We start from the raw sequence: 21,951 nt of genomic DNA on the forward strand, positions 1-21,951 counted from the left end.
CGAGCGCCGGTAACAGGGCGCAAAGAACTTCACCTGCGGCCACGTCAAGTACACCTATAGTGAAGGTTCCCGTTCAGCAACATCGCGCCCCGGCCAACGCTTGGGTACAATTGCCGGCCAACTTGATCGAGTAACAGGACCTTTACATGATCGCTTGCCTGCGGCTGCTCACAGCCCTCTGCCTCGCTGCCCTGCTGGCAGCCTGCGCCAGCTCGCCCTCATCCAGCCTCGGAGAGCTGCCACGCACGCCGGACGCCAGCATCGAGCAACTGCTCGAAAAAGCGGCGGCCAGCACGTCTGCCGAAGATGCCGCCCTGCTGCGCCTGAGCGCTGCCGACCTGGCATACAAGCAGAAGGATTACCCGCGCGCCGCACGCATTCTCGAGCAGGTCCCCATGGATACGCTCAAGCCCGCCCAACAAATCTTCGCCGCCACACTTGGCGCCGAACTGGCCATGAGCCGCAACCAGCCCAAAGCCGCCCTCAGCGCCCTCTCGCACACCAGCCTGCAGCACCTCGCCCAATTGCCGGCAGAGCAGCAGGTGCGCACCTACGGCGTCCACGCCGCCGCCCTTGAAGCCGACGGCCAGGCCCTGGCCGCTGCACAACAGCGCGTAATGCTGGGCCCACTGCTCAGCGGCCAGGCTGCCAGCGCCAACAATGACGCGATCTGGGCCCTGGTCGCCTCGCTGCCGGCAGAGCAACTGCAGCAGCCCGCCGGCGACCAGACCCTGGCCGGCTGGACCAGCCTGGCCCTGGCCGTGAAAAGCGCCGGCACTCTGGAGCAGCAACAGGCCGCCATCGAAACCTGGCGCAAGCAGCACCCCGACCACCCCGCGGCACAGCAGCTGCCATCGGCTCTGGTCAAGCTCAAGGAACTGGCAAGCCAGCCGCTGACCAAGATCGGTCTGCTGCTGCCCCAGGAAGGCCCGCTTGCCGGTGTCGCCCGCGCCCTGCGTGACGGCTTCATGGCCGCGCACTTCCAGGCCCAGCAGGCTGGCCAGCAAGCGCCGGCCGTACAGGTGTACGACAGCTCACGCATCGGCTCGCTGGACGACTTCTATCGTCAGGCCCAGGCCGATGGCGTGCAACTGGTAGTCGGCCCGCTGGAAAAAGCGCTGGTAAAAAAACTGGCCGCCAATGCGCAGCTGCCTATCACGACTCTCGCCCTGAATTACGCCGACGCCGGCCAGAACGCCCCGCCACAGCTTTTCCAGTTCGGCCTGGCGGCCGAAGACGAAGCCCGCGAAGTCTCGCGCCGCGCCCGCGCCGACGGCATGGTTCGCGCGGTGGCCCTGGTGCCGAGCGGTGAATGGGGCGACCGCGTGCTTGCCGCGTTCCGCCAAGACTGGGAAGGCAATGGCGGCACCATCATCGCCGCCGAACGCATCGCCCAGCCGGTCGCCCTGGCCCAGCAGATCGCCAACCTGTTCCAGCTGCGCCAGAGCGAAGGCCGCGCACAGAGCCTGCAGAGCACCGTGGGCGGCACCATTGCCGCACAACCATCGCGTCGCCAGGACATCGACTTCATCTTCCTCGCCTCGACCCCGCAACAGGCGCAGCAGATCAAACCGACCCTGAACTTCCAGTACGCTGGCGACGTTCCGGTCTACGCCACCTCGAACCTTTACAGCGCCAGCGGTGACGTCAACCAGTACAAAGACATGAACGGCATTCGCTTCTGCGAAACCCCGTGGCTGCTCGACACCACCAACAGCCTGCGCCAGCAGGTGGTTCAGCAGTGGCCACAAGCCGCTGGCAGCCTCGGCCGCCTGTATGCAATGGGTGTAGACGCCTATAGCCTGGCGCCACGCCTGGGCCAGCTCAAAGCACTGCCGGACAACCGTGTACAAGGCCTTTCCGGCAGCCTGAGCATGAGCGCCAGCCAGCGCATCGAGCGCCAGCTGCCATGGGCTGAATTCTCTGGCGGCCAGGTCAAGCGCCTGCCCGATACCATCCGCTGATGCCCCAAGCATCGCCAACCAGCGCCGGCCAGGCCGCAGAAAACCAGGCCCTTGAGTTTCTTCAAGGGCAAGGCCTGCAACTGCTGACGCGCAATTGGCGATGCAAAGGCGGCGAGCTTGATCTGGTCATGCTCGACACCGATACAGTAGTATTCGTCGAAGTCCGCTATCGGTTGCACGCGGGCTTCGGTGGCGCCCTGGGCAGTATCGACGGGCGCAAGCAGAAGCGACTGGTGCATGCCGCCAGCCTTTTTCTGCTGAAGGAGTCTTGCTGGGCCAACCACCCTTGCCGCTTCGATGTTGTCGCCTTGCAGGGTAGCCACCATGCAGGCAGGCCGCTTCAATGGCTGAAAAACGCCTTCGAATGCTGAACCCACTCCCCTATTTTTGCTCTATGTTTCGCGGGCTGGTCCCTGTTGCGCGTAGCAAAGGCCACCGCCCCACTTAAGGTCACCAGATGGACATGCAATCCCGAATTCGCCGGCTGTTCCAGGCCAGCATCGATACCAAGCAACAGGCAATGGACATCCTGGCACCGCACATCGAGCAGGCCAGCCTGGTCATGGTCAATGCGCTGCTCAACGAGGGCAAGATGCTCGCCTGCGGCAACGGCGGCTCGGCCGGCGACGCCCAGCATTTCTCTTCGGAGCTGCTCAACCGCTTTGAGCGCGAGCGTCCGAGCCTGCCGGCAATCGCTTTGACCACCGACAGCTCGACACTGACCTCGATTGCCAACGACTACAGCTACAACGAAATCTTTTCCAAGCAGATTCGCGCCTTGGGCCAGCCCGGCGACGTCCTGCTGGCGATTTCGACCAGCGGCAACTCGGCAAACGTGATTCAAGCGATCCAGGCGGCACATGATCGCGAAATGATTGTCGTAGCATTGACCGGGCGTGACGGTGGCGGCATGGCTTCGCTGCTGTTGCCCGAGGACGTGGAGATCCGCGTACCCTCGACGGTCACTGCACGCATCCAGGAAGTCCACCTGCTGGCGATCCACTGCCTGTGTGATCTGATCGACAGCCAACTGTTCGGGAGTGAAGAATGATCCCCAAGCGCCTCGGCCTGATGGCCCTGACCCTGTGCCTGAGCGTCACCGGCTGCAGCTCGGTACTGACCTCGACCCGCAATTCGCCGATCGAGGATGATCGCGGCACTCGCACCATCGGCAGCAAGATCGACGACTCGCTGATCGAAACCAAGGCCGCTGTAAACATCTCCAAGGCCAACCCTGATCTGGACAAGGGTTCGCACATTGTCGTCAGCAGCTACAACGGCATTGTCCTGCTCGCCGGCCAAACCCCGCGCGCCGACCTGAAGAGCCTGGCCGAGCAGACTGCCAGCCAGGTGCAGCGGGTCAAGCGGGTGCATAACGAGCTGCAGGTGATGCAACCCTCCTCCATCCTTGCGCGCAATAACGACGCCTGGCTGACCACCAAGATCAAGACCCAGATGCTCACCGACAATGCCGTGCCCAGCTCACGCATCAAGGTCATCACCGAGAACGGTATCGTCTACCTGCTAGGCCTGGTTACCCGGCAGGAAGCCAACTCCGCCACTGCCGTGGTACAGGGCGTGTCGGGCGTGCAAAAGATCGTCAAGCTGTTCGAGTACATCGACTGATACGCTTGCCTGCACCGGCCCTCGCATACCGGTACAGGCATCCTAATGGCTCCACCTTCAGAACTTCAGGAAACACCGCATGAAAAAGCTTCTGCTGCCCGCCCTGTTGATCGGCGCCTTCGCCACCCTGGCCGGCTGCTCCACCCCTAGCCTGATCACCCTGAACGACGGTCGCGAATTCCAGACCGTTGACGAACCACAGTTTGATCAGGAGTCCGGCTTCTACGAGTTCCAGCAGCTCGACGGTAAACAGACCCGCGTTAACCGTGACCAGATTCGCACCATCAGCGACCTGTAACCACCACCGTGCTGCAAAGAAAAAGGCGACCCAACCGGATCGCCTTTTTTGTTACTTGACCACCTTCAGGCTCGGCCGACCACTCGGGCGCGGCGGCTGCCCCCCACCTTCCGGCGGGCCATCATCATCCGGCTCGACACCCTCGTCTTCCAGCTCTTCACCCTCCATCAACGGAGGCTCCAGCTCGAAGACCATGCCTTGGCCGTTCTCCCGGGCATAAATGCCCAGAATCGCGCCGACCGGCACGAACAACGAGTGGGCAACGCCACCGAAGCGCCCCTCGAAGCTCACCGCGTCGTTGTCCATGTGCAGGCTGCGCACGGCACTTGGGGAAATGTTCAGGACGATCTGGCCGTCACTGGCGAAACCTTGCGGCACCTGGACTGCCGGATATTCGGCATTGACCAGCATATGGGGCGTGCAATCGTTGTCGACGATCCACTCGTACAGTGCTCGAACCAGATAGGGGCGACTGGAGTTCATCAACGGCTCCTTAAAGCTTGCGCATTTCACGTTCAACGGAGGACAGGCTCGCCAGGAAAGGCTCACGGGCGAACTGCCGCTCCATATAATCCAGCAGCGGCTTTGCTTGCCGCGGCAATTCGATACCCAGTACCGGCAAACGCCAGAGTATGGGCAATAGACAACAATCGACCAGGCTTTGCTCATCGCTCATGAAACAAGCGAACTCGTTGAACAATGGCGAGACGCCCGTCAGGCTCTCACGCAGTGCCTTGCGCGCCTCGGCACGAGCGGCATCACTGCTGCGCGAATCGAGCACGGTATCGGCCAGCGCGCACCAGTCACGCTGAATGCGATGCATCAACAAGCGGCTGTTACCACGCGCCACCGGATACACCGGCATCAGGGGCGGATGCGGATAACGCTCCTCGAGGTATTCCATCACCACGGTCGATTCATACAACGCAAGATCGCGGTCGACCAGGGTCGGCACGCTGCCGTAAGGGTTCACTTCACCCAGCTTGGGTGGCAGACGACCGGGATCGACGTCGATGATCTGCACGCTGACACCTTTCTCGGCAAGAACCAGGCGTACCCGATGAGAATAATGGTCAGCGGGGTCGGAATAGCAGGCTAACCTGATGGTCGCGCCCATGTAGCGCCTCCTCGCATGGGGATGCTTGTGAAACTGCAAATGCAAACGCGCCCTGGAGGCCCCTTCGCATACACGAGGGAGCGCCCAGGGCGCGTTCAACTACCAGAAACTACTGCGTGATCAGTGCACGTCCTTCCAGTATTCGCGCTTGAGCAAGTAGGCGAACACGAAGAAGAAGGCCAGGTACAGCAACACATACGTGCCGATGCGCTGGCTTTCCAGTTTGACCGGGTTGGCCGAATAGGCCAGGAAGGTCACCAGGTTCTTGACCTTCTCGTCGAACTGCTCAGGCGTCAGGGTACCGGAATTCGGCGTGATGGTCAGCTGGTCACACGCTTCATGGGTCAAAGGGCTGCCGGTCAAGGGGTCGAATTGCTTCTTGCCATCGACCACCATCTGCACCTGCTTGCACCCGATCACCTGATTGCCCTGCAGCCCGACCAGCACATTGGGCATACCGACATTCGGGAACACCTTGTTGTTAACCCCGTAAGGTCGCGACTTGTCCTCATAGAAGCTGCGCAGGTAGGTGTACAGCCAGTCGGTACCACGCACCCGGGCAACCAGGGTAAGGTCCGGTGGCGCAGCACCGAACCAGGTCTTGGCGTCATCGGGCTTCATGCCGATGTTCATGTGGTCGCCGATCTTGGCACCCGTGAACACCAGCTTCTCCAGCATCAACTCATGGGGTATTCCCAAGTCATCGGCTACGCGCTCGTAACGCTGGAACTTGGCACTGTGGCAACCCATGCAATAGTTGGCGAAAGTCCGTGCGCCATCCTGCATCGCAGCCTTGTCCGTCAGGTCGATATCGACTTTGTCCAGCTCCAGCCCCGGTCCGGCAGCAAAGGAAAAGGCAGGCATCACTGCCAGCAAAAATACTGCAATCAACTTTTTCATCAGCCAGTCACCCTTTCCGGAACCGGTTTGGTCTTCTCAAGCCTTGTGTAGAACGGCATCAGCAGGAAGTAGGCGAAGTACAGCACGGTGCACACCTGCGACAGCAGCGTGCGACCTGGCGTAGGTGCCAGCACCCCCAAAATGCCGAGGATGACGAAGGAAATGCAGAACACCAGCAGGAAGACCTTGCTGATCCAGCCCTTGTAGCGCATGGAGCGTACCGGGCTTCGATCGAGCCAAGGCAATACGAACAGCACGGCGATCGCCGCCCCCATGGCGATTACGCCCATCAACTTGTCGGGCACCGCACGCAGAATCGCGTAGAACGGCGTGAAGTACCAGACCGGCGCAATATGCTCAGGCGTCTTGAACGCATTGGCCTGTTCGAAGTTGGGTTTTTCCAGGAAGTAACCGCCCATTTCCGGGAAGAAGAACACTACCGCACAGAACACGAACAGGAACACCACCACGCCGACAATGTCCTTGACGGTGTAGTAAGGGTGGAACGGAATACCATCCAGCGGGATGCCGTTTTCGTCCTTTTTCTTCTTGATATCGACCCCGTCCGGGTTGTTCGAACCCACCTCGTGCAGGGCCAGAATGTGCAACACGACCAGCCCGAGAATGACGATCGGCAGGGCCACGACGTGCAGCGCGAAGAAGCGGTTCAGGGTAATGCCGGAAATAAGGTAGTCACCACGAATCCACTGGGTGAGATCGTCGCCGATCACCGGAATGGCACCGAACAGCGAGATGATCACCTGCGCCCCCCAGTAAGACATCTGACCCCACGGCAGCAGATAGCCCATGAAGGCCTCGGCCATCAGCGCCAGGTAGATCAGCATGCCGAACAGCCAGACCAGTTCACGTGGCTTCTGATAGGAGCCATAGAGCAGGCCGCGGAACATGTGCAGGTAGACCACGACAAAGAACGCCGAAGCACCGGTGGAGTGCAGGTAGCGCAGGATCCAGCCGTACTCCACGTCACGCATGATGTACTCGACCGAAGCGAAGGCCTCCTCCGCCGAGGGCGTGAAACTCATGGTCAGCCATACACCGGTGACAATCTGGTTGACCAGCACCAGCAGGGCCAGCGAGCCGAAGAAATACAGGAAGTTGAAGTTCTTGGGCGCGTAATACTTGCTCAGGTGCTCTTCCCACATCTTGGTGGCGGGGAAGCGAGCATCAATCCAGTCCATGAACTTGCTCATCATGCTTTCTCCTGGTCGACGCCGATGACGACGATGTCATCCGACTCGTAAGAGTGCGGCGGCACTGGCAGGTTGAGAGGCGCTGGCTGCGATTTGTAGACACGCCCCGCCAGGTCGTAGTGGGAACCATGGCAGGGGCAGAAATAGCCGCCCACCCACTTGGGCCCCAGATCGGCGGGCGCGACTTCCGGGCGGAAGGTCGGTGAGCACCCAAGGTGAGTGCACAGGCCCACGAGAATGAGGATTTCCGGCTTGATCGAGCGTACCTGGGGGTCGACGTACTCCGGCTGTACGGAGGCCTTCGATTCAGGGTCGGCGAGCTCGGCAGTGACTTTTTTCAGGTTACCGAGGATCTCATCCGTTCGCCGCACGATGAACACAGGCTGGCCACGCCATTCCGCAACCATCTGCTGCCCAGGCTCAACCTTGGCGATGTTGACCTTCACCGGTGCCCCGGCCGCCTTCGCCTTGGCGCTGGGAAACCATGACCCCACGAACGGTACCGCAGCCCCCACTGCCCCCGCTGCCCCGACCACGGATGTCGCGGCTACGAGGAAGCGGCGCCGGCCTGCGTTGACGCCGTCATTGCTCATTCAGTCCTCTCCCATCAGCTTGCTTGGCCTGTTGGATCAGGCCTGTACTTAGGTAATGTCTGTGGCACCCCAAATTGGCCGCCATGGTAAGAAACAAATCCACACAGTGACAAGGTGATTAACCCAGGTCTGGGCTACAACCCTCGCTTTGCTTGATCTGCGTCTATGCGACAGGACACCACGGACATGCTGACAGGTTAGTTCAAGCCATAAAAAAAGCCCGGTTCCAAAGAACCGGGCTTTTTTCGACTGCCGAAGCGGTATTAACGCTTGGAGTACTGAGGACGCTTACGCGCTTTACGCAGACCCACTTTCTTACGCTCGACTTCACGAGCGTCGCGGGTGACGTAGCCAGCACGACGCAGAGCGCCACGCAGGGTTTCGTCGTATTCCATCAGAGCGCGGGTGATACCGTGACGGATCGCACCGGCTTGACCGCTGACACCACCACCGGCAACGGTGACGTAGATGTCGAACTTCGCGGTGGTCTCGGTCAGCTCCAGCGGCTGGCGAACAACCATACGAGCGGTTTCGCGGCCGAAGAAGGTGTCCAGAGGACGGTTGTTGATGGAGATGTTACCAGTACCCGGACGCAGGAAAACGCGAGCGGTTGCGGTCTTGCGACGGCCAGTGCCGTAATTTTGAGTCGCCGACATAATGAACTATCCCGTTAGATCTTCAGTTCTTGAGGCTGCTGAGCAGTGTGTGGGTGAGCAGCACCCGCGTACACTTTCAGCTTACGGTACATGTCGCGACCCAGCGGGTTCTTCGGCAGCATGCCTTTGACCGCGGTTTCGATAACACGCTCAGGGGCCTTGGCGATCAACTTCTCGAAGTTGATTTCCTTGATACCGCCCGGGAAGCCGGAGTGGGAGTAGTACATCTTGTCGGAAGACTTGGCGCCAGTTACACGGATTTGCTCGGCGTTGATGACGACGATGTAGTCGCCGGTGTCAACGTGAGGAGTGTATTCTGGTTTGTGCTTGCCACGCAGACGGCTAGCGATTTCGGTAGCCAGACGACCCAGGGTCTGGCCAGCGGCGTCGACTACGAACCACTCGCGCTTTACTGTTTCCGGTTTAGCAGTAAAAGTTTTCATTCTCTAAAGCCTCAGAGGCCGCCCAGCGAAAAATAGACGGCGAATCTTACTGGATAGTGCACAGCTTGCCAAGAGCAAGCGCGCAGCCGAACACAGACGCTTTTGGGGGCTCGGGTCGGGCACGCCAATGTTCGACGGGGTTCTTCCTGCGTGGTGGTGCATCACTTCCGCCACACGGAGAGGGGCCGAATTATCCAGATTGCGCGAAAAATTTCAACCTGCTTTTATGGGTGTCTTTGCCAAGGAGTGTTTTCCCGATGGAATACCGCAAGCTCGGCCGTACCGATCTCGATGTCAGCGCCCTGTGCCTGGGCACCATGACCTGGGGCGAGCAGAACGACGAGGCCGAGGCCTTCGCCCAGATCAAACTGGCCAAAACCAGCGGGGTCAATTTTATCGACACCGCCGAAATGTATCCGGTGCCGCCACGCCCCGAGACCTATGCCGCCACCGAGCGCATCATCGGCAACTGGTTCCGCCAGCACGGCGACCGTGATGACTGGATTCTCGCCAGCAAGGTCGCCGGCCCCGGCAACGGTATCAGCCACATCCGCGACGGCCAGCTCAAGCACAACCGCCAGCACATCGTGGCGGCGCTGGATGCGAGCCTTGAGCGCCTGCAAACCGACCGTATCGACCTGTATCAGCTGCACTGGCCGGAGCGCAGCACCAACTTCTTCGGCAAGCTGGGTTACCAGCACCTGCCGCATGACCTGTTCACCCCCCTGGAAGAAACCCTCGAGGTGCTCGACGAGCAGGTGCGGGCAGGCAAGATCCGCCACATTGGCCTTTCCAACGAAACGCCGTGGGGCACCATGAAGTTCCTGCACCTGGCCGAAACCCGCGGCTGGCCCCGGGCGGTGTCGATCCAGAACCCGTACAACCTGCTCAACCGCAGCTTCGAGGTGGGCCTGGCGGAAGTGGCCATCCGCGAGCAGTGTGGCCTGCTGGCCTACTCGCCGCTGGCCTTCGGCATGCTGTCGGGTAAATACGAGAACGGCGCCCGGCCGGAAAAAGGCCGCCTGACCCTGTTCAGCCGCTTCGCCCGCTACTCCAACCCGCAGACCGTGGCGGCCTGCAGCCGCTATGTGCAACTGGCCCAGGCACACGGGCTGGACCCGGCACAAATGGCCCTGGCATTCGTCACCCGCCAGCCCTTCGTGACCAGCAACATCATCGGTGCCACTGACCTGGTACAACTTCAGAGCAACCTCAAAAGCCTGGAGCTGAACCTGAGTGATGAGCTGCTGGCGGCGATCGAGGCCGTTCATCAGGAGCAGCCCAACCCGGCACCTTGAACAAAGCTGCAAGAAAAAGCAGAGCGGTGTCGCAGCCTCTGCTTTTTTCTTGCCGCTTGCAGCTTGAAGCTTGCAGCTCGACAAAAAACATAAGACGATCCAGCCGGTGATTGACCACTCTACCCTATAAGAACAATGACAATGATGTTTACCCAACCCTCCGCGTCATTGCGGCGCGTCAGCATCCTGGCCATTGACAAGGTGTTCGCTTCGACCTTGATGCAAGCCAAGGACTTTTTCCACCTCGCCAGCCTGCGCTACAGCAAACAGCTGGGCCTGGGCCTGCAGCCCATGTTCGAGATCTGCCTGGTGAGCCCCGACGGCCGGCCGGTGGACAGTTTCAGCAATGTGCAGCTGCCGGTCGATGGCGGCCTGGACGACGCCGATGTGATCATCCTCCCAGCCTTCTGGGAAGACTTCGACAACCTGCTGCAACGTTATCCGCAAGTGCTGCCCTGGTTGCGCGAGCAACATGCCCGCGGCGCCGTACTCTGCGCTGAAGCCAGCGGGGTATTCTGGCTGGCCGAGTCCGGCCTGCTCGACGGCAAGGAGGCGACCACCTACTGGCGCTTCTTCACCAGCTTCGCCGAGCGCTACCCGAAGATCCGGCTGAACCAGGACAAGCACCTGACCGACGCCGACAACCTTTACTGCGCCGGCGGCACCACCTCGGCCTGCGACCTGTACATCTACCTGATCGAACGCTTCTGCGGGGCCAACGTGGCCCGCGCCGTGGCCCGTGACATCCTCTACGAAGTGCAGCGCAACTACACCCCTGGGCGCATGGGTTTCGGTGGGCAGAAGCTGCACCAGGACCTGATCATCCTGCAGATTCAACACTGGCTCGAGGAGCACTTCGCCGACAAGTTCCGCTTCGAGGATGTGGCCCGCAACCATGGCATGAGCATCCGCAACTTCATGCGGCGCTTCCAGGGCGCGACCGGCGACAAGCCGCTGCACTACCTGCAGCGGCTACGGATAGAAACAGCCAAGGGGTTGCTGTCGAGCACACGCAAGAGCATCAAGACCATCAGCTATGAAGTCGGCTATGACGATGCGAGTTTCTTTGCGCGGCTGTTCCGCCAGCACACGGAGTTGTCGCCGAACCAGTATCGGCAGCAGTTTATGCAGGAAGCCTGAATTCAGCCCAAGCGACCGTCTGTAATCGATGGACTCGCCCCCGCCGAGGCATCACAGTGCCACGGTGGCGTTCTAAGAAGCCAACGGCAGCGAGGGCGAGTCCATGAAAAAGCATAGTTCGAAGCACGATTCCCTGTCTTCCACTGATGTGGAGCTTTGCACAACCATCTGCGTAGACCTGACCAAGCAGGTCTTCCAGCTAGCAGGCGAAGATGCTGCCGGCCGGGTGATCTACGAAGATCGCATCAAATCCCGCCAAGCCTTCCATGATTTCTTGCTCAAACTACCCGTGACGGTGACCGTCTTGATGATCAGCCAGACGATCGCCGCCTCTTGCGCTGGCTATCCCGCCTTGGGCGCAAGGAGGCGGCAATCAGACTGGCTAATCGGAATCTGCGGATAATCTGGGCTCTGCTGCAGAGTGGCCAGGTTTACCAACGCAAAGCGGAAAATCGGTCGGAGGCTGCTATGAGCCGCTGATCAACTGAGCAATGCCACCGGGCGCTGAGCGCTCCAACCCCTGCTAGTGAACATTGACCCTTGGTAAGACCGTCGCAGACAGATGCCCCCGCTCCTACAGGCCTGATGAGTGGCCTCAATGTAAACGGCACGCTGCGAGCTCACCACGATGTTGGCCAGAAGCAAAAAGCTTCCTTGAATAGGCCTGATACGTAGATGCAACCGGGTTCCTATGTTCAAAAAGCAGCTAAGTCCATACATAGGAGCGGCCTTGCTGGGGCGCCGGACCGGTCGGAAAGGGCTGCGCAGCGGCCCCGATGTTTTTTGTTGCGCCACAGAACCTGGGGCCGCTGCGCGCCCCTTTCGCGACGCAAGGCCGCTCCTACAGCGCAAGGACCTCAGGGCTTGTGCGCGCGGGCCAGGAATTCGTGCGACTGCATCTCCAGCAACCGGCTCAAGGTGCGCTGGAACTCGAAGCTCAGGCGCCCACCGGTGTACAAATCCTTCAGCTCTACCTCGGCCGAAATGATCAGCTTGACGTTGCGGTCGTAGAACTCGTCCACCATGTTGATGAAGCGCCGGGCGATGTCGTCGGTGGTGACGCCCATCTGCTCGACGTTGCTCAACAGCACGGCATGGAAAATCTTGCCCAGTTCAATGTAGTCGTTCTGGCTGCGCGGCCCGTCGCACAGGGCGCGGAAGTCGAACCAGGCGACATCGTCACAGGTACGCAGCGCATGGATCGGGCGGTTCTCGATCATCAGCACGTCATTGTCGACGGCCTGGGTGCACTCGGGTGTCAGCGCCTTGAAGCTCGCACGCATGCTCTGCTCGGCAGCCTCGTCGAGCGGGAAGTGGAACAGTTCGGCCTGCTCCAGGTGACGCAGGCGGTAATCGACCCCGCTGTCGACGTTCACCACGTCCGTATACTGCTTGATCATGGCGATGGCCGGCAGGAAGCGCGCACGCTGCAGGCCATCCTTGTACAGGCCGTCGGGGACGATGTTGGAGGTCGCCACCAGCGATACGCCGTTCTTGAACAGCTCTTCCATCAGGGTGCCGAGGATCATGGCATCGGTGATGTCGGAGACGAAGAATTCGTCGAAACAGATCACCTTGGCTTCATCGCTGAAGCGCTTGGCGATCAGGGTCAGCGGGTTCTTCTCGCCCTTGAGGGTTTTCATCTCCTCGTGAACGCGCTTCATGAAGCGGTGGAAGTGCGTACGCATCTTCTGCTTGAACGGCAGCGCTTCATAGAAGGTATCGACCAAGTAGGTCTTGCCCCGGCCTACCCCGCCCCAGAAATACAGGCCTTTGACCGGCGTCTGCTCCTTCTTGCCGAACAGCTTGCCGAACATGCCCGGCTTGTTGTTCTGCGCGTGCACCAGGTCGTCGTACAGGCGCTGCAAGTGACGCACCGCAGTTTCCTGCGCCGCATCATGGAAGAAGTCGGGACGTTTCAGATCTGCTTGATATCGTTCTAGGGGCGTCATGATTTCGTTAGCGAGGCAACAAAAAACGGGCCGTCACTGTAGCGACCGGCCCGCCTAATGGCAATCAGACTTGCGTCAAACTGTCTCAGTCCTGCTGCGGCGCCAGGGCCTCACGCAGGCTTTGAACGGCCATGTCAAGGGCCTGGGCACTGGCAAACTGCGGCCCGTCGGCAACCTGCTCGCCGTTCAGCCACAAGCTGAAGCCCAGGCCTTCGACACGCACATCGGCGTCGCCGCCCTGCTGCAACTGCTTGCTCACCGCGCCCGCGCTCTTGCCGTCGGCAAAGCTGCGAGACAACAGCAGTTGCTCGCCATCAGCGGCCAACAGGCGGAAGCGGAAGCTGCCGTCCTCGTCACGGAAGCTGACGAAGCGTGCGCTCTTGACGGCCTTCTTCTTCACCTCTGTAGTGGCCTGCACGCTGCTACGGAACGAGCGCAGGCCAACGGCCTCGCGCAGTTGCTCGAGGAACGGCGTGGCGGTCTTGCGGGCCTTGGCAGCGCCAGCCAGCAGGATGTCTTCCAGGTCCGACGGGCGGGAAATCAGTTGGTGATAGTGCTCACGCTTCTCGGCCAGTTGCCCGTCAAGCAGCTGGAACAGGCGCTGCTTGGCCTCGCCCCAGCCCAGGCCCTGCAGCAGTTCTTCGCGAAACTCGGCGCATTGCACCGGCGTCGAGAAGGCCTGGAACAGGGTGAACAGGTGCGCGTTGTCCGGGTCTTTCGCTTCGCCAGGTGCACGCGAGTCGGTGACGATGCGCGAAATGGCGTCTTTCATGTCCTTGGCGCTGGAGAAAAGCGGGATCGTGTTGTCATAGCTCTTGGACATCTTGCGCCCGTCCAGGCCAGGCAACGTCGCCACACTTTCTTCGATAACCGCCTCTGGCAAGGCGAAGAAGTCCTTGCCTTGGCCGAACAGGTGGTTGAAGCGCTGGCCGATGTCACGGGCCATTTCCACGTGCTGGATCTGGTCGCGACCGACCGGCACCTTGTGCGCGTTGAACATCAGGATGTCCGCCGCCATCAGCACCGGGTAGCTGTAAAGGCCCATGGTCACGCCGGCGTCCGGGTCTTCGCCATTCTCGAGGTTCTTGTCCACCGAAGCCTTGTAGGCGTGCGCACGGTTGAGCAGGCCCTTGGCCGCAACGCAGGTGAGCAGCCAGGTCAGCTCGGGGATCTCGGGAATATCGGACTGACGATAGAAGGTCACCTTGTCCGGGTCGAGGCCGCCGGCCAGCCAGGTAGCAGCGATTTCCAGACGCGAGCGCTGAATGCGCAGCGGGTCATCGCACTTGATCAGGGCGTGGTAGTCGGCCAAAAAGTAGAACGAGTCGGCCCCCGGCTGCTGGCTGGCGACGATCGCCGGGCGAATGGCACCGGCGTAGTTGCCCAGGTGTGGGGTACCGGTGGTGGTGATACCAGTGAGAATGCGCGTGGTCATGGGTGTTCGCTTATTCAGGCTTGGCTCAATTCGAAAGGCGCGGCAGCAGCAGATCCTTCAGATCGGTCAGCTTGCCATGGAAGAAGTGTCCGCATTCTGCCACTTTCAGCAGCTCATGGGGGCGCGGCAGCGTGTCAGACCATTCGTAAACGAGCTGCGGTGCAACGACTTCGTCGGCATCTGGCTGCACCACGGTGATCGGGCAGCGCTGCGGCAAGGGGAACTCTGCAGTCAGGCGCATCACGGCCGGGGCAATCATGAACAGGTGCTGCAGCGTGACGTCAGCGCTCTCAAGGCGCCCGGCCAGGCTGGTGGCGACAAAGCCGCCGAACGAGAAGCCCATCAGCACCAGCGGCAGGTGCGGGTGTTTTTCGCGCAACCAGGCTGCGGCAGCTTGTGCATCGGCCACTTCACCAGCGCCCATGTCATGGCTGCCCGCGCTCTGGCCAACACCGCGGTAATTGAAACGCAATGTCACGTAGCCAGCGTCGCGTGCCGTGCGCTGCAGGGTCGAGACCACCTTGTTGAGCATGGTGCCACCCTGAACCGGATTGGGGTGGCAGATCAGCACCGCGCCACGGGCGTCGGCCACGTCCAGGTACAAGGCTTCCAGCTGGCCGACGGGGCCATCGATGAACAAGGGGGTTTCGCGGACAAGCAAGGCACTCACTCCGTGACCTCGAAGGGGGTCGATTCGTCTAGGGTAGGAATTCTGTTCTGATTTGCGATCGCTCGCGGTATACAGCGCAGGTCTGAGCCGTTAACGTAAAGCAAAGCCGTTTATAGAGGAAGGACTCGTGGAACTCTCGCTCCTTGTTTGGTTGTTGCCAACCCTGGCCCTGGTCATCGGTGTGGCGGTCGGTTTCATCGTGGCCCGCCTGCTGCCCAATGCTGCGCCGACCAACACCCAGCGCCAACTGGACGACATCCAGAAGCGCTTCGACAGCTACCAGAACGAAGTGGTCACCCACTTCAACAGCACCGCAATGCTGGTCAAGAAACTGACCCAGAGCTACCAGGATGTCCAGGATCACCTGGCCGAAGGCGCCAATAGCCTGGCCCTCGATGAAGTCACTCGCCAGCGCCTGCTGGCTGCACTGCACTCCGAGTCGGCCCAGGCACCACGTGACCGCCTGACGCCGCCGAAGGACACCGCCGAAGTACCGCGCGACTATGCGCCAAAAGCGCCGAACTCGCCGGGCATGCTTGACGAGAGCTACGGGCTCAAGCGTTGATCTGCTGAACACGTAAAAGGCCTCGTAAGAGGCCTTTTTTGTGGATGCCGTTTTCCTGCCCGTGCACGACCCCATGTAGGAGCGGCCTCGCGCCGCGAACGGGCTGCAAAGCAGCCCCGGCAATCTTGCAGGATGGCTGAAATCCGGGGGCCGCTGCGCGCCCCTTTCGCGGCACAAGGCCGCTCTTACAGATGCCCCAGCGCCTGCTCGATGTCCGCCAGCAGGTCTTGCACATCCTCCAGCCCCACCGATAACCTCACCAGCCCCTCCGATATCCCGTGATGCGCCCTCTCCTGCGGTGTGTAGCTGGAATGGGTCATGCTCGCCGGGTGCTGCGCCAGCGACTCGGCATCCCCCAGGCTCACTGCCCGGGCAAACAGCTGCAGGGCATTCATGAAGCGCCGCCCAGCCTCGAAACCACCCTTGAGCTCAAACGCAATCATCCCGCCCGGCAAACGCATCTGCCGCTGTGCCAGTTCGTACTGGGCAAACGACGGCAACCCCGGGTAATGAATCAGCTCTACCTGCGGCTGCCGAGCCAGGCATTGCGCCACCTGCAGTGCATTGGCGCAGTGCCGGTCCATGCGCAGTGCAAGGGTCTTGATACCGCGCATCAATAGCGAAGCGTCATGCGGCGAAAGCACAGCCCCGGTCATGTCTTTCAGCCCTTCCAGGCGAATGCGGTCGACCAGCGCTTTGCGCCCCACCACCAGGCCGGCGGTAATGTCGCCATGGCCACTGAGGTACTTGGTCGCCGAATGCACCACCAAGTCCGCCCCAAGCTCCAGCGGCCGCTGCAGATAAGGCGTGCAGTAGGTGTTATCGACCACCACAAGCACATCACTGCCTTGCACTGCCTCGACGACGGCCGCTATATCCACCAATTGCATGTTGGGGTTGGCCGGCGTTTCGAAGTAGATCATCCGCGTTTTGCCGTTGATCGCCGCTTTCATGGCCTTGGCATCGTTAAGGTCGACATGGCGAATCTTGACCCCGAACTCGCCGATGCCATGGTGCAGGAACGCGAAGGTGCAGCCATACAAGGTGCGCCCGACGATCAACTCATCACCAGGCCGCAGCAGGGTCCAGATGGTCGAAGTGATGGCGCCCATCCCCGACGCCAGCGCCAATCCCGCCTCTGCGCCCTCCAGCGAGGCCATGCGCTGCTCAAGCAAGGCCAGGGTGGGGTTGGAGATGCGGCTGTAGAAGTGCCCCGCCTCCTCCCCGGCGAAGCAGGCAGCACCGTATTCGACGGTCGGGAAGGCATAGGTAGCGGTCTGGTACACCGGTGGCACCAGGGCACCACCGTGGGAAAGCGGATCGTAGCCATGGTGAATGGCCCGTGTGGAAAAACCGGTGTTGTTATGGGAGTCGCGCATCGCAACAGCCTCTTGTGGTTTGTTATAAGCTTATGCCACCGAGCTGCCCGATTTTTTCCAAAATAGCCCACACATCTGCGTGCTTGCTGGAACAAAAACAACAATTAACGGACCAGGAGGGCAAAACATGCCTTCAAGCCTCGACCGCACCGACCGCGCCCTACTCGCCGCCTTACAGGACAACGCCCGCCTCACCGTCGCCGAACTCGCCGACCAGGTAGCCCTGACCACCTCGCCCTGCTGGCGACGGGTCAAGCTGCTGGAGGACAACGGCTACATCACCGGCTACCAGGCTATTCTTTCGCCCAAATCGCTAGGGTTTGGGGTAACTGCGTTCGTCAGCATCATGATGGACTCGCACACCAAGGAAATGGCGCTGGCGTTCGAGCAGCGGCTGATGGAAATCCCCGAGATCGTCGCCTGCCACAACATCTCCGGGCGCTATGACTTCCTGCTGGAAATCCTCGCACGGGACCTGGAGTCGTTCGGCGAATTTACCCGCGAAGTGCTGCAGCGCTTGCCCGGGGTGAAGGAGATTTATTCGAGTTTTTCCTACAAGGCAGTTAAGGAAAAACGCGTGATCCCCGTGTCGGAAACGCATATCTGAATGAGACCTTTCAAGCCGGAAGTAGGGCTAGCTTTCCCCATTTCCTCCAATGAGCAGTTGCTCAATAACACAACCAGTCAAAAAGTCACCTAAGAGCGCACTAAAATCTAAATCCACATAAAACCACCAAGCGTATTAAGTTTGGTGGTCTACATTCAGCGAAACGCGATTATGCATCACGGATAGTCATGTGGAATCTTAATGAGTGGCGGAGGGATTGGTGGATAGACCTCCGGATATATTTTGGTTCTACGCGGCAGCCGTCCAGGCACATAGCCATAGCGCGCCCATCGCACCTCCCCATTACGACCGTCAAAGATCAGGATATTTCCCGTATCAGTCAACGCAAGATAGTTGTTTTCCCAGTAGGACCTATCCAGTGTTTCAGTGGACTGTGCGGACCAGATCCGCAGTCGGACAGGATCATATAAAAATCCGGAGTTGCTGACAACGAACTGGAGTGACTCGCGAGTTCGTAACCGAAATGTAGAGCTATGAGGTTGACTCTCGTCTGCCACCCATACGACGGTCCCCCCATCTTCCAACACAAGATTTCCATCACTTCGAAGACGCAGAATAAACCGGCCATTCTCTGATTTTATAAACTGCCCAGCCTGCATGGCTTGATTAGGAGGTAGCAATATCCCACCAGAACCAAGGAAAGGCTGATAGCGTATTTTCCGATACTTACTTCGTCCCATTGCACACCTCATTCCTATGGATACACATGGAGTGCTCAAGCAGCGCTCCATGGCCATCATGGGTACATAGCGCGCAAAACAACACATAGAATTACTCCCCACCAAATCAGGAACAAATTCCTACGCATCAAGGCGGAATTTCCTACACCTATTGCGCCATATTAATTCTCGAAAACAAGGCATAATTCAAGAACAAACCGCTCACCCAGTCCCTGCACAGCAACGTGTACCCCTCGAGCAAATAATTACTTTAACGAACTCTACCCATGAAAAAGCTAGCGATCACCACCCTATTATTGCTAAGTGGATGCACCGGCGAAATGCCTATGCTTCTCCCTGACAAACAAGAAATCCACTTTAAATGCGACATGGATCCCTACAAGCAGGGTTGCGAACGACAGAAGGATTACCAAGAACACTTCCGATGGATAGATAACACAAAACAAAACAACCCTACGGAGTAATTACTCGAAATTCGAAATCCATGTGCTTGCTTCGCGACAACACAGAACTGCAGCAGCCTCATGCAGACCTGCCAAAGGCAATCGAGCGCAGGATCCGGCAGATACAATTGGAGCAGCAGATCTGTTTCGACTGTCTGCCTAACTTCGTACAGCATCAGGTGGTTCAGGCCACGTCCATTCAGGATACCGATACCCTGCCCCAGCGGCTGTCGGCATACTTGAATACCGCCAACGGTCTGATTGAGGCCAAGAAGGCGCAAGTACCGGCATTCAGCGAATCCAACCCGAACATCATCGGGCCACTGTCCAAGCCGCAAACCGAAGCCTTGCAACATTTGGTCTATGAGCAGGCCACACGTCGAGCCGGACAACTGTGGGCGGACTAACATCGCGCACTCGCGCTGACCGAATCCATTCGCTACCTGCAAGGGTTCAGCGCTGCGATGCAACCTGGCTCAGCGCGCCATTGAGGTGGAGCAACTTCAAGCCAGGCACGCGGCAGAACAGGCTGCGGCACAGGAAGCTGCGCGGCTGAAGGCCGAGACGCAATGATTGGCTGCCGAGGAAGCTGCACGAAAACAGGCAGAAGTCGAACGACTGGCAGCACACGCTGAACGTCAGCGCCAAGAAGCGGCACGCCAACGCATCAGCTACATCAGCGATGCCCGAACCGCATCCTCAGTACCCACCATCACTCCGATCGGCGCGGCAACGTTCGCACTAGCGGAAAGTGCGTCCACTGTAATGCTGGAGGCTATCAAAGCAGCAGTAGCTGGCATGGGGGCGGTGACCGTTGCGGCTGCTCCTCAGTTCATCGTCACCGCTCTGGCAGCAGCTTGGCCATCAACACTCGGTAGTGCTGATCGGCGCTACCTTGTCAGCACCCCACTCTCCAGACCCAAGCCTTCTTGGCACTTTCGGCGCCTTGGCCATCATCTTTTCCACCGGATGTAGCGGATTAGCCATGCGCCCTCCAATAAACAAAAAACCCGCCGAAGCGGGTTTTTTGATGCAGCAGCCAGCGCTTAGATCGCGCCGCGCTGACGCAGCACGTCCAGCACCTGTTTCACACCTTCGTCCACGCTAGTGGCCTGGGTGTCGATAACAAGGTCAGCATCCAGCGGCACATCGAACGGGAAGCTTTCACCCGGGATGTTGTCTCCACCGGCAGCGTACAGGCCTTGCGGGTCGCGCTCACGGCAGGCCAATGGCGAGGCCTGGACGTAAACGGTCACCAGGCGCTCCTTGCCGATCAGCGCCTTGGCCTGCTCGCGGCCTTCGGCATCCGGGGCCACGAACGCGGCCAGGGTCAGCAGGCCGGCTTCGTTGAACTGGCGCGCCACATGGGCGGCGCGGCGCCAGTTTTCGGTGCGACCGGCGCGGTCTTGCGGCAGGCCCTTGTTCAGGTCGTGGCGCAGGTTCTGGCCGTCGAGCACGTAAACTGCACGGCCCATGTCGAACAGCTTGCGCTCGACCGCGTAGGCCAGGGTGCTCTTGCCAGCGCCGGACAGGCCGCTGAACAGCACGGTGGCTGGCTGCTGGCCGAAGCGCAGGGCGCGCTCTTCGGTGGACACGTGGGCCTGCTTGCCATGCTGGCCGGTGCTGCCATGCGGCAGAACAGGCGGAGCGATGATCATGCCGGCGCCAACGGTGCCGTTGGTCAGGCGGTCGATGACGATGAACGCACCGGTGGTGCGGTTGCTGTCGTAGCCGTCCAGGGCGATGGCGCTGTCCAGCGACACCTTGACGCGACCGATCTCGTTCAGCTGCAGCGCGCTGGCTGCATCTTTTTCGAGGGTGTTCACATCGACCTTGTGGGTGATGCTGGCAATCGAGCCTGGCACGTAGCTGGTGGCGCGCTTGATGTCGTACTTCTTGCCCGGCAGCATCGGTTCTTCGGCCATCCACACCAGCATTGCGTCGAACTGGTCGGTCACCGGCGGGACGTTGTCGGCATGCACCAGCAGGTCGCCACGGGAGATGTCGATCTCGTCTTCCATGGTCAGGGTCACGGCCTGGCCTGGCCCGGCGTTCTCCAGTTCACCTTCGTAGGTGACGATGGACTTGACCCGGCTGCTCTTGCCCGAGGGCAGTACGACGATTTCGTCACCTTTGTGCACAACGCCGCTGGCAAGGGTACCGGCGAAGCCGCGGAAGTTCAGGTTCGGGCGGTTGACGTACTGCACCGGGAAACGCAGGTCGGTGAAGTTGCGGTCGGCCGCGACCTCGACGGTTTCGAGGATTTCCATCAGCGCAGGGCCGGTGTACCACGGCGAACGCTCGCTGCGGTTGACCACGTTGTCGCCCTTGAGCGCCGACATCGGCACGAAGTGCAGGCTGCTCGGGGTCAGGTTGATGGCATCGGCAAACTTCAGGTAGTCGGCCTTGATTTCCTCGAAGACGCCTTCATCGAAGCCTTTGAGGTCCATCTTGTTGACCGCGACGACGATGTGCTTGATGCCCAGCAACGAAGCGATGTAGCTGTGGCGGCGGGTCTGGGTCTGCACGCCGTAGCGGGCATCGACCAGAATGATCGCCAGGTCGCAGGTGGACGCGCCGGTGGCCATGTTGCGGGTGTACTGCTCGTGGCCCGGGGTGTCGGCGATGATGAACTTGCGCTTGGCAGTGGAGAAGTAGCGGTAGGCGACATCGATGGTGATGCCCTGCTCACGCTCGGCCTGCAGGCCATCGACCAGCAGCGCCAGGTCGACTTCCTCACCGGTGGTGCCGGACTTCTTCGAATCACGGGTGATGGCCTCGAGGTGGTCCTCGTAGATCATCTTGGAGTCGTGCAGCAGGCGCCCGATCAGGGTGCTCTTGCCGTCGTCGACGTTGCCGCAGGTCAGGAAACGCAGCAGTTCCTTGCGCTCGTGCTGGGCCAGGTAGGCGAGGATGTCCTCGCTGATCAGATCAGATTGGTGCGACATGGAGT

At 60.2% G+C, this 21,951-nt stretch carries 23 protein-coding genes and 1 pseudogene; 11 read left to right on the plus strand and 13 right to left on the minus strand.

Features of this window, described 5'->3' with window-relative positions:
• Positions 1-146: 146 nt before the first annotated feature.
• The 5 genes from ACMGGN_RS17575 (at position 147) to ACMGGN_RS17595 (ending at position 3,888) form a co-directional block, all read left to right on the plus strand.
• Positions 147-1,964 (plus strand): penicillin-binding protein activator, encoded by a 1,818-nt coding sequence (locus ACMGGN_RS17575; RefSeq protein ID WP_115273638.1) that lies wholly within the window; start codon positions 147-149, stop codon positions 1,962-1,964.
• Positions 1,964-2,335 (plus strand): YraN family protein, encoded by a 372-nt coding sequence (locus ACMGGN_RS17580; RefSeq protein ID WP_046784846.1) that lies wholly within the window; start codon positions 1,964-1,966, stop codon positions 2,333-2,335. The genes ACMGGN_RS17575 and ACMGGN_RS17580 overlap by 1 nt, the downstream gene beginning before the upstream one ends.
• A gap of 86 nt (positions 2,336-2,421) precedes the next feature.
• Positions 2,422-3,015: a phosphoheptose isomerase gene (locus tag ACMGGN_RS17585; RefSeq protein WP_008097558.1), complete on the plus strand. Its 594-nt coding sequence runs from the start codon at positions 2,422-2,424 to the stop codon at positions 3,013-3,015.
• Complete coding sequence (locus tag ACMGGN_RS17590) at positions 3,012-3,590, plus strand: BON domain-containing protein (protein WP_115273637.1); 579 nt, start codon at positions 3,012-3,014, stop codon at positions 3,588-3,590. Before ACMGGN_RS17585 ends, ACMGGN_RS17590 begins: the two co-directional genes overlap by 4 nt.
• Positions 3,591-3,669: 79 nt before the next feature.
• The gene (locus tag ACMGGN_RS17595; RefSeq protein ID WP_414156149.1) at positions 3,670-3,888 is read left to right on the plus strand and encodes a YgdI/YgdR family lipoprotein; all 219 of its coding nucleotides are present in this window, start codon (positions 3,670-3,672) and stop codon (positions 3,886-3,888) included.
• Positions 3,889-3,939: 51 nt separating this feature from the next.
• On the opposite strand, the gene ACMGGN_RS17600 is transcribed toward ACMGGN_RS17595, so the two are convergent.
• The 7 genes from ACMGGN_RS17600 to rplM form a co-directional block, all read right to left on the minus strand.
• Positions 3,940-4,371, minus strand: coding sequence for a ClpXP protease specificity-enhancing factor (locus ACMGGN_RS17600; protein WP_046784844.1), 432 nt, complete (start codon positions 4,369-4,371; stop codon positions 3,940-3,942).
• Positions 4,372-4,381: 10 nt separating this feature from the next.
• Complete coding sequence (locus ACMGGN_RS17605; protein WP_046784843.1) at positions 4,382-5,005, minus strand: glutathione S-transferase N-terminal domain-containing protein; 624 nt, start codon at positions 5,003-5,005, stop codon at positions 4,382-4,384.
• Positions 5,006-5,125: 120 nt separating this feature from the next.
• Positions 5,126-5,905, minus strand: a complete 780-nt coding sequence (locus ACMGGN_RS17610) for a cytochrome c1 (RefSeq protein ID WP_012312852.1) — start codon at positions 5,903-5,905, stop codon at positions 5,126-5,128.
• Complete coding sequence (locus ACMGGN_RS17615; protein ID WP_042111179.1) at positions 5,905-7,116, minus strand: cytochrome b; 1,212 nt, start codon at positions 7,114-7,116, stop codon at positions 5,905-5,907. Before ACMGGN_RS17615 ends, ACMGGN_RS17610 begins: the two co-directional genes overlap by 1 nt.
• The gene (petA, locus tag ACMGGN_RS17620; RefSeq protein WP_039604011.1) at positions 7,116-7,709 is read right to left on the minus strand and encodes a ubiquinol-cytochrome c reductase iron-sulfur subunit; all 594 of its coding nucleotides are present in this window, start codon (positions 7,707-7,709) and stop codon (positions 7,116-7,118) included. The genes ACMGGN_RS17615 and petA overlap by 1 nt, the downstream gene beginning before the upstream one ends.
• A gap of 263 nt (positions 7,710-7,972) precedes the next feature.
• Positions 7,973-8,365 (minus strand): 30S ribosomal protein S9, encoded by a 393-nt coding sequence (gene rpsI / locus ACMGGN_RS17625; protein WP_046784841.1) that lies wholly within the window; start codon positions 8,363-8,365, stop codon positions 7,973-7,975.
• Between the two features lie 14 nt (positions 8,366-8,379).
• Positions 8,380-8,808, minus strand: coding sequence for a 50S ribosomal protein L13 (gene rplM, locus ACMGGN_RS17630; RefSeq protein ID WP_008097538.1), 429 nt, complete (start codon positions 8,806-8,808; stop codon positions 8,380-8,382).
• A gap of 257 nt (positions 8,809-9,065) precedes the next feature.
• Between rplM and ACMGGN_RS17635 the strand changes: the two genes are divergently transcribed.
• From ACMGGN_RS17635 to ACMGGN_RS17645, 3 genes and pseudogenes are all read left to right on the plus strand, one after another.
• Complete coding sequence (locus tag ACMGGN_RS17635) at positions 9,066-10,106, plus strand: NADP(H)-dependent aldo-keto reductase (RefSeq protein WP_119688319.1); 1,041 nt, start codon at positions 9,066-9,068, stop codon at positions 10,104-10,106.
• A 219-nt stretch (positions 10,107-10,325) separates the two neighbouring features.
• Positions 10,326-11,246: a GlxA family transcriptional regulator gene (locus ACMGGN_RS17640; protein WP_174142280.1), complete on the plus strand. Its 921-nt coding sequence runs from the start codon at positions 10,326-10,328 to the stop codon at positions 11,244-11,246.
• Between the two features lie 309 nt (positions 11,247-11,555).
• Positions 11,556-11,726 (plus strand): annotated as a pseudogene (locus ACMGGN_RS17645) (IS110 family transposase); the annotation flags it as partial.
• Positions 11,727-12,103: 377 nt separating this feature from the next.
• On the opposite strand, the gene zapE reads toward ACMGGN_RS17645, so the two are convergent.
• The 3 genes from zapE to ACMGGN_RS17660 form a co-directional block, all read right to left on the minus strand.
• Positions 12,104-13,198 (minus strand): cell division protein ZapE, encoded by a 1,095-nt coding sequence (gene zapE, locus ACMGGN_RS17650; protein ID WP_039603943.1) that lies wholly within the window; start codon positions 13,196-13,198, stop codon positions 12,104-12,106.
• An 85-nt stretch (positions 13,199-13,283) separates the two neighbouring features.
• A complete protein-coding gene (locus ACMGGN_RS17655) occupies positions 13,284-14,633 on the minus strand; it encodes a tryptophan--tRNA ligase (RefSeq protein ID WP_115273634.1) in 1,350 nt (449 codons plus the stop codon).
• A 25-nt stretch (positions 14,634-14,658) separates the two neighbouring features.
• Complete coding sequence (locus ACMGGN_RS17660) at positions 14,659-15,294, minus strand: alpha/beta hydrolase (RefSeq protein ID WP_115273633.1); 636 nt, start codon at positions 15,292-15,294, stop codon at positions 14,659-14,661.
• Between the two features lie 136 nt (positions 15,295-15,430).
• On the opposite strand from ACMGGN_RS17660, the gene ACMGGN_RS17665 reads away from it, so the two are divergent.
• Positions 15,431-15,868 (plus strand): YhcB family protein, encoded by a 438-nt coding sequence (locus ACMGGN_RS17665; protein WP_012312843.1) that lies wholly within the window; start codon positions 15,431-15,433, stop codon positions 15,866-15,868.
• A 185-nt stretch (positions 15,869-16,053) separates the two neighbouring features.
• On the opposite strand, the gene ACMGGN_RS17670 is transcribed toward ACMGGN_RS17665, so the two are convergent.
• Positions 16,054-17,247 (minus strand): methionine gamma-lyase, encoded by a 1,194-nt coding sequence (locus ACMGGN_RS17670; RefSeq protein ID WP_115273632.1) that lies wholly within the window; start codon positions 17,245-17,247, stop codon positions 16,054-16,056.
• A gap of 127 nt (positions 17,248-17,374) precedes the next feature.
• Between ACMGGN_RS17670 and ACMGGN_RS17675 the strand changes: the two genes are divergently transcribed.
• Positions 17,375-17,854 carry an Lrp/AsnC family transcriptional regulator gene (locus ACMGGN_RS17675; RefSeq protein ID WP_039604488.1) on the plus strand — a complete coding sequence of 160 codons (480 nt, stop codon included), beginning with the start codon at positions 17,375-17,377 and terminating at the stop codon, positions 17,852-17,854.
• A 1,191-nt stretch (positions 17,855-19,045) separates the two neighbouring features.
• Positions 19,046-19,405, plus strand: coding sequence for a hypothetical protein (locus ACMGGN_RS17680; protein ID WP_147405238.1), 360 nt, complete (start codon positions 19,046-19,048; stop codon positions 19,403-19,405).
• A gap of 46 nt (positions 19,406-19,451) precedes the next feature.
• Here the strand turns inward: ACMGGN_RS17680 and ACMGGN_RS17685 are convergent, their stop codons facing one another.
• On the minus strand, positions 19,452-19,646 hold the full coding sequence (locus ACMGGN_RS17685; protein WP_414156150.1) for a hypothetical protein: 195 nt from the start codon (positions 19,644-19,646) through the stop codon (positions 19,452-19,454).
• A gap of 398 nt (positions 19,647-20,044) precedes the next feature.
• Positions 20,045-21,946 (minus strand): sulfate adenylyltransferase subunit CysN, encoded by a 1,902-nt coding sequence (cysN, locus tag ACMGGN_RS17690; RefSeq protein ID WP_046784834.1) that lies wholly within the window; start codon positions 21,944-21,946, stop codon positions 20,045-20,047.
• Positions 21,947-21,951 lie beyond the last annotated feature (5 nt).

It is taken from the genome of Pseudomonas sp. BNK-30 (assembly GCF_047456185.1).
Classification (GTDB): domain Bacteria; phylum Pseudomonadota; class Gammaproteobacteria; order Pseudomonadales; family Pseudomonadaceae; genus Aquipseudomonas; species Aquipseudomonas putida_E.